Below are 11,961 nucleotides of genomic sequence, written 5' to 3' on the forward strand. Positions count from 1 at the left end.
CTTTCCTGATGCGTCTTTTTCCCTTGCATAGCCTAATATACTAAAAACCAATATTTTAATCAATATTTCAAAGAACTTAATTTTAGCCATTGCTGACTTATCTAGTTGCGCAACAATCACCAAGCGGGAAGGAGGGAAGAAAAGATTAACTTAATGACATTAAGCTAGTTGCGTCCTGTTTTCCACAATGCAGGCCTACTATTTCAAATGCTCACTGAAAAAAGCAATAGTGCGTTTCCAGGCAAGCTCTGCTGCTGCTTTGTCATAACGGGGCGTAGTATCGTTATGGAAGCCATGGTTTACGTTTTCGTAAATAAACGCCTGGTATTTTTTGCCATTCTCTTTTAAAGCCGCTTCGTAGGGCGGCCAGCCAGCCGTAATCCTGGTATCCAGCGAGGCATAGTGCAGCATCAGGGGGGCTTTAATTTTAGGCACATCAGAAAGAGCGGGCTGACTTCCGTAAAAAGGTACAGCTGCTGCCAGGTCCGGGATGCGAACGGCCATCATATTGGCTATGCCGCCACCAAAACAAAAGCCCACAACACCTACTTTGCCATTACAATCCGGGTGACTTTTCAGATAATAATATGCAGCTATAAAATCTTCCTCCATTTCGCCTTTGTCCCGTTTACTTTGCAAGGCGCGTCCCTCGTCATCATTGCCCGGGTAACCGCCAAGGGGTGTCAGCGCGTCGGGCGCAAGCGAAATAAATCCTGCCAGGGCGGCTCTTCTGGCCACATCTTCAATATAAGGGTTCAATCCCCGGTTTTCGTGGACCACTATGATGCCCCCAAGCTTCTGTTTAGCATCTTTAGGTTTTGACAGCAATCCTTTGATGGTTCCGCCGCCTTTTGGTGAGGAATAATTGATGTGTTCTGATTTTAAGCGGGGATCATCCGGCTTAATCTGCACATTCCCTTTGTAATCGGGCATCAGGAAGCTCATTATTGCGGGCACAGTTAATCCGCCAACTGCATAAAGAGATAGCTTTTGCACAAATGCACGACGGTCAAGCCGGTTGTGTGCGTAGTCATCATACAGGTCAAACACTTCCTGCCTGATGTCTTCTTTGTTGATCTGGCTCATAGTTAAAGGCTTTATTCAAATGTAATAATTAAAGATAAGAGCTTGCTAACCAAATCTTAACAGTCTCGTTGGTGTAAAGTTTTGGAATAGTTTGTTCCGCGAAACAACGCTAACAGCAGAAACAAGCGGAAAAAAATTTACGCCTGAAACGGATGGAACAAGATTTAAAAGTTGTTTTCAGCTTATACATTATTTTTGACTGTGCTTTTAAAGCAAATAGTCTGTATGTTATCTGCTTTCTAGCTACCTGCCCTATGGGTGAACAAGGGAGGACATGGCTGTTGCGCGATGCTTGTGAAAGTGGTTCGGCGCAATTCAATTCTCGCCAAGGGATATACCCCGCCCGGCCAGGCGTCCACGCTTGGCCGTAAACAATATTGAGTGTCCACACTCAATTAAATAATAAAAAAACCTCCAACTTTCGCTGAAGGCTCCGTAGCCCAAAAGGGAGATTCTTTGAACACTTATTGACCTTTTTAGAAGTATTAGAGCCTATTTTACTAGAATTTGATTGAATTTATTTTTGCCTGTCTGGTAGACGAAACCGGCGAAATGTCGAACTTTTTTGCGGATTTATTTCAAATTCCATAAATAAAAATCGTGGAATATTCTAATTCCGCTAAAAATCATATTTTTTACGAGCGCTTAATTTTAGCGATGAGATAATAAATTACCAGGGCGAGGATAGTCCAGTAGAAAGCAAACCCAATAACCAAAAACGGAGGTGGCGGGTCCGGCAAATTGATAAGAGGAAGCATAGGACCTACCAAAACAATTTTGATAGGATACAGAATTGTGGATACAGTGCTCTTCCATCCTATTAGTGATTCCGTTCCTAGAAAAGCCTCTCCGCTTTCAGGAATGAGTCGGACGACTGATCGAAAAATTACGTTAGAGATAAAAAGAAAGGCAAACCCGGAAATGAGGAAGAGGAAAACAAATTTTGTCCTTGAAATTTTCATAATGTTGATTTTTAATAAAAATACCTGGCGACACTCACAAAGGTTAATAAAAATACTTTGTATTTCAAAGTTCTTTCAAAAAATCATTGCTTCGATGTGTTCGGTTTCGAAATCACCGCAGATCATTATATGAAATATACCTTAATGGCTCAAAACCGTGTGAAACAAAAAAAGCCACTTAAAGTGACCTGTTTTGTTTTGATCACCCTCACTAAGAGAGGTTTAGTCTTTTAATTTCTACCTTTATCGCTGCAAACAGATTAGAAAAATCAAAACTAAAACCAATCAAATGAGAAATGTAATTTACGCAATCAACACGACCTTAGATGGCTGCTGCGACCATACCAAATTCAATCCCGATGAAGAAACGATGGCGTATTTTACACAGCTCACGCGGGATGCTGACACATTCCTCTACGGGCGTAAAACTTATCAATTGATGGTTCCTTATTGGCCCGATGTGGCGAAAAGCCCTTACGGGGATAGAAATGCAGATCTCGAATTTGCCCGGGCATTTGACGCCATCGACAAAATTATTGTTTTCTCACAATCATTAGACAGCCCTGGAGGAAAAAAAACGAGAATTGTTTGTACGGGCCTTCACGACGAAGTACTTAAATTGAAACAAGGACAAGGCAAAAATATTTTAACCGGCGGTATAACCATTCCTTCACAACTTGCAGCGCTTGGCCTGATTGATGAATATCGCATTCTGGTTCACCCGATAGTTACAGGAGAAGGGAGACGGTTGTTTGAAGGTATCAACCTGCAGGAGAAATTACAATTAAAACTTGTTGAGTCGACGGTTTTTAAGTCGGGGTGTGCTGCGCTTCGGTACTTGAAACAATGAGAGAGAAATCTGCAATAAAAGCGATATTTCTATAGTCGTCGCAGATACATATTGAAGGCAGCAAGCATACTGCTTGCAAAAAAAAGCTGCTCTACTTTTTTCGTAAAGCGGCTTTGTAGCCCATAGAGGAAGGAATTCGAACCCCTTTTTTTAGAGGAGTTACGACTAATAGCAGCTTCCTGATTTACCGTAAACGCCCGATATATAATATATTAATTCATTAGGTTGCTTTTGCTTAATGCTCATTTTACTTAACATAATATTATTTTTATCAATCAAATACGTTGTGGTTCGAGCCCAGCTTCCGGAGCAAATAAATCTTAGGTACTACCGAAGATTCGCCACAAAGGCTTAAACCCATTACTATTAGTAATGGGTTTTTTGTTATTTTTATTTCTCAATACAACAACCTTAACTAAAGTATCTTCGATTTATAACTCAATTCAGTCCTGATAAAGTTGTATTTCTGCTGATTTTTCGAGGTCTTGAATCCAGTTTCGGATATAAGCATACAGATCCTTTCGTTCCGGGGACGATTTTAATTCGCCATGGGAGCCGAACACAATGAGGCCGAGCGCGATACAATGTCCAATATCGAGTTGCAGAAGCACACCAATGCTGTAGCCGGCGATAAAGTTTTGTCGGGCGTCTGAAGCAATTTCTATGCTAGAATCCACCTTCTTTCGCGAAAGAACAAATTGTTGGTCATCAGCATATAATATCGCGTCGTTCGCCGAATAAATCAGGAGCCGGGTAATATTCATCGTTCTGAAAATTGAGAAGTACTTCTTTTTCAGATCGGCAGCAGACTGCTCAGCAATTTCTGTACCCGGTTGTACACCATTTAATATCATCCATAACCGGATGGCTTCATTTTCATCCAATGCAAACGTCACTTTTCCATGCAGTGAAAAGGCGCTGATGATATCAAGGGCTTCATCTACCTCAAAAGAAAGTTTTTTCGCAGGGTCGCCCAGGTAGAAAATAAATTCCAGATCGATTTTGCCAAGCGGCCTGATGACATCTGTCAGCAACCCATCCCACAAAACAGAGGCCCCGCTTATTGTTGCCCAATCATCAAAAGCAATGGTGCTGCAATTGCTAAAGATCGATTGGAGGTCTTTGATCACTTCATCATCCTTAAAAAATTCCCGGGTACTTTTTTCCATTGCTGCTGCTGACGCAGTAACATTGAGCCGAAAAAGTGTCTCCAGGTTATGGAAGGAATTTAAAGTGAGGCTTCGTATTCCCAAAATGTTTAAAATACCAGGTAATGGTGATTCCCTGATACCAAATGCGCTTAACGATGAAGCGGATGCCGATGGAGCTAATTGTTCTCCGCATATCCCGCTGCTTACATACACCTGCTCTTCAGCATTGAAGCCCTGGACTGCGCTTAACAGATCCGTTAATATCGGACCTGTATTTTTAATTTCCATATTGTAAGTTACCATGACTATATTTTTTTGAGTTTAACGACAGATCATTTGCGCGGAGCCAAATATCAGTTGGACCTTAAATCCTTTTAAATATTTCAATCTAAAGGCTGCTCTACCATTCTTAAGGCATCGTCCATATATTCGCCGCCTTCGCTTGAGCTTTCCTCATTCGGATCGAAATTTTGGAGGATTTCTTCATCGGTTTGCCCGTTCTCTTTAGTTTTAGGGTCTGCAAAAGACCCAAATAAAAAAATTTTCATTTTGCTTGATTTTAATTCATACTCGTACCACGGAAGATTCTTTGACAACCTGCCACCTTCCCTCTAAATATTCCCAGATCACGGTAAAGAATTTTCTATTCAGTTTCCCGTCGAATACCAATTCCCGGGTAATCACCACCATCCCCATATCTCCGTCGGACACCGCGTAATGATACTCGGTTTTAGTAGAAAACGGCTCTATGTTTGCATCTTTATTCCCCTGGACGAAGCTCATCAGCTGTTCTTTATTCATGGTATCTACCACGCCATTTTCGTCGACTTTAACGATCAGCAGCTTATCTGAATAAATTTGCTCCACGTAAGGCACATTAAAATGTGTCGCGTTATAAATAAGTTCTCTAGTCAATTCAATTAATTGTTCGCTATTCATTTTTAATTTTTTGAAGGAGTTATGTAATTATTGGTTTCAGGCCTTTTGCAACTGGTTACTCCACCATTTTTCAAAGTTGATGGTTCCCAGCTCTGCCTGTCCGGCCGGCACTAACGCTGCATGGCTGATTTCCCCGCCATAGTACAAGGGCTTGCCGTTAGGTACTACCTTCCGCGGATCATTTGCATGCCGCAGGTATTGGGCCACCACTTCATACATGGCAAAACGTTCCGGGCCGGCTATTTCTACCTTGCCATTGATGGGTGCCGCGACAGCATATTTGGCGACGAAGGCCGCCACATCGTCCGCAGCGATGGGCTGGAACCGCACGTCTGAAAGATGTACTTCGTTTCCATCGGTGGCCTGGTCGGCGATGCCTTTCAGAAATTCAAGGAATTGGGTACTGCGGATGATCGTATAAGGCACCCCCGATTGCCTAATAAGATCTTCCTGGGCTTTTTTGGCCCGCATGTAACCGATATTTTGCATAATATCCACGCCAACAATCGAAAGAGCCAGGTGATGTTTTACGCCTGCGTTGATTTCCGCTGCCAGCAAATTGCGGCCGGATGTCTGGAAAAATTCCAGTACAGCCTGGTCTTCCCAGGCAGGCGCATTGGCAAGGTCAACAACAACATCAGTATCGCTAATAGCTTCCGCTAAACCTTCTCCTGTAATGGTATTGATGCCGGTGGCCGGAGAGGCGGCAATCACCAGGTGCCCTGCCTGCCGAAGATGGGCAACTACTTTGGTTCCGATGAGGCCGGAGCCCCCAATAATTACGATTTTCATAATTTGATTTTTTTGAATTGTTTTTTGCGCTAACAATTCAAACGGGATGCCAATCAATTAAATTACTGATAGTCAGATATATAAATAAATATAGCAATTCTGTTTTTCACTGTATTTAGTGAAAGCACTGCATGTTTCACTTTATAAAGGGAGCAATGCGAAGCGTCGCGGAGAATATATCAGCCAAAATAATCTTTCTTGGTGATGCCCAATTTTTTCAGTTTAGAGTGCAATGTATTGCCGGGGATCTTCAATATTTCGGCGGCGCTGCCGGGACCTGAAATTTTGCCTGAACAACGTCTCAGTATTTCAATAATATAGCTGCGCTCAACCTCTTCAAGGGAATGGTTTAAAAGATGGGTCAAGTCCTGTTTATCCATAACGGTATTTTGCGGGATGTACACATCACGCAAAATATCATCGGTTGTAAGTAATATGCTGCGCTCTACCAAATGCTCCAGCTCCCGCACATTGCCCGGCCAGGTATAACTTAGCAATTGCTGTATTACTTTTGGTGCGACCTTCCTGATCTTACGACCTATATTCCGGCCGTACTTCTTTACGAAAAAATGTGTAAGTGGTCCAATATCTTCAGGCCGCTCACGTAAGGGAGGCAGACTGATGGGAAATACGTTTAACCGGAAGTATAAATCTGCGCGAAAACGGCCCGCCTTCACTTCTTCTTCCAGGTTGCGGTTAGTAGCAGCGATCAAACGTACATCAACTTTAATGGTTTGTTTACCCCCCAAGCGTTCCAATTCGCGTTCCTGGATCACGCGCAGCAATTTGGCCTGTGCCTCGGGCGGCAGCTCGCCGACTTCATCCAGGAACAGGGTGCTATTATTGGCCAGTTCAAATTTACCAATGCGGCGGTCGATGGCACCGGTAAACGAGCCGCGCTCATGACCGAATAATTCACTTTCTATCAGATTGGCAGGTAAGGCAGCGCAGTTCACCTTCACCATCAGTTTATCCTTACGCGGCGATGCATTATGGACGGCCCTTGCAATCAATTCCTTTCCCGTACCTGTTTCGCCCAATATCAAAACCGTGGTGTTGGATCCTGCTACCAGCGACATGAGCCGGTATACCTTCTGCATCTGCTGACCGTTGCCAATAATTTCCGAAAAGTTATAAATTGTTTTAATCTGCTCTTTCAGGTAGTCATTTTCTACTTCCAGTTGCTTTTTATAAGCCAGCAGTTTTTCATTAGCCTGTATATTGGCAATGGCAATGGATATCTGCGCACAAATGCCTTTCAGCATTAACTTGCTCAGGCTGTCGGCCAGCAGCCAGATGGTGCCGATATTTTTGTTGCCAACCCGCAACGGCAGACCGTATACATTTTTTAAGCCGGTAGTTTCCCATAACCTTGCATAGCTATTGCCGCTCTTTAGTTCTTCTTCTATGTTAAATATCAGACCGTCGTCACTGGCAAGCACGTCCGCCGTATAAATTTCGTTGACCGTGACCCGGTTAGCCAGCAACTCGGCAAAATGTGTTTTTGCTCTTTCAAACAACGTCTCATCATAAATAAAGGGCGACATATTATAACCATCCTCATCGATTGTCCGGATCATGGACAATTGGGTATGCATGGTTTTATCCAGCACCCTGAAAATAGCTTCCCGCAGGTCGGCCTTGGTTCTTACCTGTGCGATATCGCTGCTGAAGTCGAGCAGAAAGGCCTGCTCCTCCTGTTTTTTATGGATTTGCTCATTGGCCATAATATTGGCCAGGGCGATGGATATTTGCGAACAAATGCCCTGCAACAACTGGACATTGATCTCCTGGATGTCCAGGAACAAAATTCCATGGTTCGTTTCCCCGTTACGCAAGCGGATGCCCACAATCTCTTTGAATCCCATCACCTTCCAATATGGTAAATAGGATGAGGTAATGCCGCGTTGTATTTCCCTGTCTACGTTGAACAATAAAGGGATGGGGCTATCTAATACACGATCCTGCAGTCCGTCATTGATAGGATACTTGGCTTGCTCCAGCGCCTTTATTACCTTTGGATCATGCATCTTAGTAAGATCATAGGCATAGGCGCTCATTGTGGTATTATCTTCATTGATCCTGCGAATGACAAAGCCACCCGGTGGATTTATTTTTTTTAACACGGCGCGAACGGCAAAAGCCAGCTCTTCTTTTGTTCTTCCGGTTGCGATGTCATTGCTGAAATCGAGGAGCAAGGATTTTTCCTTTTCCTTTTTAAGGATCTCTTCATTTTTGATGATATTGGATACGGCACCCGATAACTGAGGTGCGATACCTTTAATGACATTTCTAAATTCGCTGCTGAAACTATTACGTTTATCGAAATAGATATGAATAAAACCCATTGGCTTCCCCTCTTTCATCAGCCTGGTCATCAATATTTCCCTTACGCCGGCTTCATAATTAGCACGCAGGTAGGAAGGGCTTTGCGGTTGGTCCATAATATCCTCCAGCAAAAAAGAGAGGGGTTCCTCTGCACGCAATGCAGCCTGAATGAATGGTTCATCCAGCGAAAAATGAGCTTTTATCAATTCCGGATATATGGCATGTGACCGTATTGGAGAGGATTCATCGAGCAGGAAGGGTGTATAGGTTTCATCTTTGGCATCGATGAGGGTAACGATCATATGGGTAAAATAGAACAGGCTTTTGATTCGTTTTGAAAAAAGGAGAATCAGGTCATTTTTATCCCGTACCCCGGTAATATCGTTGCCCAGGTCTGATAAGATTCTTCTTTCCTGTTCAAATGCAGCGAGGGAACGAACTGAAAGCCCGGGATCTATGTCTTTTACCCTTTTCATGAAGCGTTATAGGATGACTTGTTTGCACCGGCAATTTAGGGAAAATAAAAATGAGTCGAGCCCGGGGCTGACCAAAAAGTAAATGGCATTATCGGCAATCCCTGTTTCAAGTGTCAAATTAACAACTGATCATAAAAGAGTAATATAATTGAAATACTAGTAATTCATTCGCTTCGCCCAAATTTCCAATTCTTCGTAATTTTTCAAGAAATTGGTTCGAAAAACACCCAGCTTCCGGAGCAAAGCCCCGCATGTCCGCGGCGCTTTTATTTTCTTTTTTTATACCAATTGTAAAACATTTTATCGGAATTAGGGATACCATTTCAAAGGTACAAGGCCCCAAACGCGACTTTTTCATTCCATTGAAACCTTTTCCTTATTCAAACGGCAGTTCCATTCGAAACTCCTTGCCGCTTCCGGGGAGGGTGCGAACACTTATCGATCCGCCCAAAAACTCGATCTTATTTTTTACACCGTACAATACTGTGCCATTACTTTTATCGGACACATTTATCTTTTTGTAAGACACATGTTCTGTTTTCTTACCTTTCAGATAATTTGCCTTTCCAAAGCTTTTGAAATAAATAATGAGTCTATCCTTTTCTTTCTCGGACGTGATTTCAATCACCGGCGGCTTCATTTGCAGACCGAATATTATGCTATTGGAAATGAGGTTGTAAAAAATATTATACAGGTAACCCCGAACCGAATTAATATTATTTGCGCGGTTGAAATCGGTGACCATTCGAATAGCATTCTGTTTAATAACGGGTTTAAGCTGGGCGGACACCTCGTTGACCAGTTCTGTCAGGTCGATGTTCTCTTTTTTCAGACTCGGGGTCCTGTCCAGTTCTAAAATGCGGTTCAAATTATGAACGACATCATCCAGCTTTTCGATGCTTTGAAATAAAAGACCTTCCAGTTCGGATTTTTCTGATTCGGAAACATTTGTGCCTTTAAGCATCTTGGCCAACCCGAGCATGTTGGCCAATGGCGCCCGCAGGTCGTGCGATAGAATAAAAGCAAATTTATCGAGATCTTTATTACGCTGCACCCATTGTCCGCTTAATCGTTCGTGCTCCGATTCAACCAGTTTATCTCGCGTAATGTTGCTTGCGGCACAACTTACTCCCACAGCCTTTCCATCATCATCCATTACGGGATGAATGCTCACCTGGTACCATTCCGGGGAATCGTCCTGGCTTTGATAACTGGCTTCATAGTTTAGCGACTGCCCTGACAAAACAGCGTCCATCATTTCGCTGAAGCGACTCCTTCCCTTTTCATTCAACAAGTCCGGAAAATAGATGTCTTTCTTCAAAGGAACACCGAAAGACAGGGTTGACCAATAACTTGCTATTGTATTAAATAAAAGTGCATGTGAATCACTATCGAACAATACAAATGCAATGTCTGCCGTATCCACTATTGTTTTCAAATGTAATTGGGATTTGCGTAAGGAGACCATCGCCTTTTTTCTTTCAGACCGTTCCTTCTTTACCTGTTGGGTGATCCGGCTTAACTCCCTGGTGCTTTTGGCAAATCGTTTTTCGAGTAATTCTCTTTCCAGGTTAAGTTGTGCCTTAGTTTCTATGAGCTGCGGGGTTTCCAGTATTTCCCATCTGCCTTTTCGTTTTGATACGACAGATTCATGCAACAGGGCAATATCTAAAACGTTTGTTGCTGTGCATTTAGCTAACTGATAACTACATGATATGATAAGCCTTTTACCGGCAATTGCTGGATTAAGCGAACTTTCGTATTCTAAAAAATCATGCCATGTCTTATCGTCCATCCAGGCTTCGTCACCATTGAGGCGTAAGCCTTCGAAACCGCGATCAAGCGCAATTCGCAGACGATCTAATATCGATTGGATGACATTATCTAATTCAAATCGCCCATTGGTCAGGTACCAGTCACGGTGGGACAGGATTTCGATACTTTCACGTTTATAATATACATCAAGATCAGGGACCTTCGCTTTTAGTGCGTTAATTGCGTTCTCAACAGTCGTTTGTTCTGAAGTTACCCATATGCAGTACTCGTTGTTTTCCAAACCGGTTTGAAAAAAGGGTACCTGCATAGACAGTAAATCCTCTTCAGTTTGGTAAAAATGGCAAAAATGGGTGCCCCACGGAATATTTCCGATTACCTCGATACCGGTAGGTCTAAGAGTTTGTTTCATAGACAATGCTCCTGCCAAATAATAAAAAGTTATGTGTTTTTTTATAATTCCGGGAATATTACATAATAACTTTTATAAGACACTCTTAAAGACTTTAAAGATTAATTAGGAACAGTTGAAAAAGATAAAATGTTTTAGGGTGAAGGGGAGTTACTTATCATCTTTTATACACAGTTAGTTGGCGGTTTCTCATCAGATACTTGTCTAAAGCAGCAGACTAAAGTTGAGATTAAAATAAAAGATAATGGCAACGGCAGTTGACTGAATGTACCGGGGGAAAAGATATGTGCAAAACACTTAAGTCCGGTCCTCTCCATCAGGGCATTCCTGCATCCGCGGATTATTTTTTTTAATATGCTTTTTGCTTTAGCGGGCGCCGGGTCCTTTAAGTCTATGGCTTCCCAAAACTGTTCTGCAGTTCACCTTTCGTCGGTTGAAAAACTTCATTTTCCAGGTAAAAGACATTCAGCCGCAAACCTGATTCTCCATGAATTACGACCGTCCGGTCAGTATCTTCCAGCAAAAAACAATTAGCGGAATGCATTATTTAGTTTCCGCCTTTTCCTTTGCGAAATGTTCGCGGGCACGTTTTAGCCCGGTAGCGATGGCCTCGCCTTCATTTCCGGTTTCCTTTAATATCTCATTAGCGATTTCAACTGCTTTGTCATGAAGCTGCTTTGATTGGTTCTTATAGCTTGGTGCGTAGCTTCCTCGCGCCCGGACAAGCGCCCACGCCTGGCCGTAAACAATATTGAGTGTCCATACTCAATTAAATAAGCAAAAAGCCGCTCTACTTTCGTAAAGCGGCTTAGTAGCCCGTAGGGGAATCGAACCCCTGTTTCTAGAATGAAAATCTAACGTCCTAACCCCTAGACGAACGGGCCTTTTTATTAAGTTCTGGGTCTTTGGTTCTTAGTCTAAAGTCGGCTTACGACCCGTAACTAATGGCTTTTGACCGTAGTACTTCCCCTTATTTTGGGATTGCAAAGATATACGTTTAATGATAAATTAAAAATATTTTTTTATAAAAATTTTAGTCCGAAAGTCGGGAAAGTCCGAAAGCCCGGAAGAAGCTGCATTTTGCGCTGAAAAATGTGGCAATTCCATTACAGTTTCCAGGTTTCTGGTCTTACTCTTTTTTTCTTTTTTACATGTTCTGACTTTCGGTCTTCCGGACTTTGCTGACTTTTAC

At 42.6% G+C, this 11,961-nt stretch carries 8 protein-coding genes and 1 tRNA gene; 1 reads left to right on the forward strand and 8 read right to left on the reverse strand.

From position 1 onward, the window contains the following. Nucleotides 1-198: 198 nt before the first annotated feature. A complete protein-coding gene (locus tag JWQ54_RS11035) occupies nt 199-1,086 on the reverse strand; it encodes a dienelactone hydrolase family protein (RefSeq protein ID WP_299584455.1) in 888 nt (295 codons plus the stop codon). Nucleotides 1,087-2,337: 1,251 nt separating this feature from the next. Between JWQ54_RS11035 and JWQ54_RS11040 the strand changes: the two genes are divergently transcribed. After that, nucleotides 2,338-2,898, forward strand: a complete 561-nt coding sequence (locus JWQ54_RS11040; protein WP_299584457.1) for a dihydrofolate reductase family protein — start codon at nt 2,338-2,340, stop codon at nt 2,896-2,898. A 443-nt stretch (nt 2,899-3,341) separates the two neighbouring features. On the opposite strand, the gene JWQ54_RS11045 is transcribed toward JWQ54_RS11040, so the two are convergent. From JWQ54_RS11045 to JWQ54_RS11075, 7 genes are all read right to left on the reverse strand, one after another. Next, on the reverse strand, nt 3,342-4,337 hold the full coding sequence (locus JWQ54_RS11045) for a hypothetical protein (protein WP_299584459.1): 996 nt from the start codon (nt 4,335-4,337) through the stop codon (nt 3,342-3,344). 95 nt (nt 4,338-4,432) lie between these two features. Continuing rightward, nucleotides 4,433-4,597 carry a hypothetical protein gene (locus JWQ54_RS11050; protein WP_299584461.1) on the reverse strand — a complete coding sequence of 55 codons (165 nt, stop codon included), beginning with the start codon at nt 4,595-4,597 and terminating at the stop codon, nt 4,433-4,435. A 16-nt stretch (nt 4,598-4,613) separates the two neighbouring features. Further along, nucleotides 4,614-4,988, reverse strand: coding sequence for a hypothetical protein (locus JWQ54_RS11055; RefSeq protein WP_299584463.1), 375 nt, complete (start codon nt 4,986-4,988; stop codon nt 4,614-4,616). A 36-nt stretch (nt 4,989-5,024) separates the two neighbouring features. Then, nucleotides 5,025-5,816, reverse strand: a complete 792-nt coding sequence (locus JWQ54_RS11060; protein ID WP_299584465.1) for an SDR family oxidoreductase — start codon at nt 5,814-5,816, stop codon at nt 5,025-5,027. Nucleotides 5,817-5,959: 143 nt separating this feature from the next. Next, on the reverse strand, nt 5,960-8,584 hold the full coding sequence (locus tag JWQ54_RS11065; RefSeq protein WP_299584468.1) for a sigma 54-interacting transcriptional regulator: 2,625 nt from the start codon (nt 8,582-8,584) through the stop codon (nt 5,960-5,962). Nucleotides 8,585-8,960: 376 nt separating this feature from the next. Further along, entirely contained in the window at nt 8,961-10,769 is a 1,809-nt protein-coding gene (locus JWQ54_RS11070; protein ID WP_299584471.1) for an MEDS domain-containing protein, read from the reverse strand. Between the two features lie 812 nt (nt 10,770-11,581). Then, nucleotides 11,582-11,653: transfer RNA gene (locus JWQ54_RS11075), tRNA-Glu, on the reverse strand. Nucleotides 11,654-11,961 lie beyond the last annotated feature (308 nt).

Source organism: Mucilaginibacter sp., assembly GCF_028288225.1.
Lineage (GTDB): Bacteria > Bacteroidota > Bacteroidia > Sphingobacteriales > Sphingobacteriaceae > Mucilaginibacter.

Excerpts from the sequence above, each read along its gene's own strand:
- JWQ54_RS11035 (WP_299584455.1), bottom strand. The coding sequence starts at position 1,086 with ATGAGCCAGATCAACAAAGAAGACATCAGGCAGGAAGTGTTTGACCTG.
- JWQ54_RS11040 (WP_299584457.1), top strand. The coding sequence starts at position 2,338 with ATGAGAAATGTAATTTACGCAATCAACACGACCTTAGATGGCTGCTGC.
- JWQ54_RS11045 (WP_299584459.1), bottom strand. The coding sequence starts at position 4,337 with ATGGAAATTAAAAATACAGGTCCGATATTAACGGATCTGTTAAGCGCA.
- JWQ54_RS11050 (WP_299584461.1), bottom strand. The coding sequence starts at position 4,597 with ATGAAAATTTTTTTATTTGGGTCTTTTGCAGACCCTAAAACTAAAGAG.
- JWQ54_RS11055 (WP_299584463.1), bottom strand. The coding sequence starts at position 4,988 with ATGAATAGCGAACAATTAATTGAATTGACTAGAGAACTTATTTATAAC.
- JWQ54_RS11065 (WP_299584468.1), bottom strand. The coding sequence starts at position 8,584 with ATGAAAAGGGTAAAAGACATAGATCCCGGGCTTTCAGTTCGTTCCCTC.
- JWQ54_RS11070 (WP_299584471.1), bottom strand. The coding sequence starts at position 10,769 with ATGAAACAAACTCTTAGACCTACCGGTATCGAGGTAATCGGAAATATT.